This window comes from Synechococcus sp. H55.2 (genome assembly GCF_047462495.1).
Lineage (GTDB): Bacteria > Cyanobacteriota > Cyanobacteriia > Thermostichales > Thermostichaceae > Thermostichus.
Map to the genome: position 1 here is coordinate 1 of NZ_JANSJH010000185.1, position 1535 is coordinate 1535.

General features: G+C 51.8%; 1 protein-coding gene. It reads left to right on the forward strand.

Annotated features, from left to right (window positions below; all coding sequences use genetic code 11):
• Positions 1 to 96 precede the first annotated feature (96 nt).
• The coding region (locus NW844_RS12785; protein WP_414336192.1) for a DEAD/DEAH box helicase at positions 97 to 1535 on the forward strand (1439 nt) is incomplete at its 3' end.

Here is a 1535-nt window from a genome sequence, read left to right on the forward strand (position 1 = left end):
CGGCCTGAGTCTTTGCTTTAAGAGCCCTGGATCCTTCCCCAAGAGCTCAGGTTTCTGTTGTACATTGGGTTCAAGTTGGAAAATGAGGGATCCCCCATGCACTTTCGACCCGACGGCGCTCTGGACGACAGCTTGCCAGGAATAGCTGCGGAGGCAGTGGTATGGAATGCGCTACGCCAAGGGCTAGGAGCGGACGCGGGTTATCTTTTCCATCGAGCTGTTCTTTATAATCATCGCCGAGGCAATCCCAGGGCTGAGATCGACATCCTCCTGATTCATGCTGAATTGGGGATTTGGGTGTTCGAGTGTAAGGGCTTTAATCTGTACAATATTGAGAGCATCAACAACAACGAATGGCGCATGCGGCAGTGGCAAAAAGAAACAGAAACCCCTTTACAACAAGCAGGCAGTCAAATGTTTCAAGTCAAGGATTTACTGCGGAAAAAATTGGATATACAAACGCTAATAGATCAGATCAACTTTGATAAGCGGGTGGCTTTGCCCCGGATCCGGCGGCAGGAATGGCAAGAACGTTTTGGGGATCCGCCACTTATAGGGGCCTTGGTGTTTGCTGATGATCTGGAGAAACCCGAGCATCTGAAACAAAGATTGTATGAGGCTAGGCGGGTTGCCCAAGCTCCTCTCCACGAAGGAAAGCTAAAGCAGATTGTTCGGCATTTGGGCTTAGATTTGGAAGATGCTACCAATAGCCAGCCTAACTATGGCTACGATTCACAAATGGTGATCCGGCGCGTCCAAGAAGGGATCTTCAAACTCGATGAAGACCAACGCAAAATTGCCACCCAATATCCTGAGGGGCCGCAGCGGTTGCGGGGCCTGGCGGGGACGGGCAAAACCGTAGTCTTGACTCGCAGGGCAGCCAAGATCCACGCCGACCACCCCGATTGGGACATCGCCGTAGTTTTCTACACCCGCTCTCTCTATGAGCAAATTCGCAGGCAAATCTCAGAAGTCTGTCAGAGCAAGTTTGACATCGAGCCAAATTGGGAAAGGATTCAGGTGATGCATGCCTGGGGATCCCAGGATCAGCTTGGGTTTTATCGCCTGCTCGCTCACCAATGTGGCTTAACGCCCAAAAGCCTGGATCGGGCAAGGGCAGAGTTAAGGGATAAAAATGACTATACAACGGAGCCTTTCAAATACGTCTGCGAAGAGTTAGAACAAGAGTTAAAAGCCAAGGAAATCCCTAAACTTTTTGACGCCATCTTGATCGATGAAGGTCAAGATTTGCCGCCCGCCTTTTACCGTTTAGCCTATCAAACTTTACGGGATCCCAAGCGGCTCTATTGGGCCTATGACGAAGCCCAAGGCGTTGGCTCCCTGACGGTGCCGGGGGCAGCCGAGCTATTCGGGCGCGACGAGACGGGCAAACCCAAAGTGCAGTTGGGAGGGAGAGCCGCCTTTGTGTTGCGCAAGTGCTACCGCACTCCAAAGATTATCCTCATGGCTGCCCATGCCCTCAACATGGGTCTTTTGCGTGGAGGCCAGCCTTTGCAGGGGGTTACTCAAAAAGA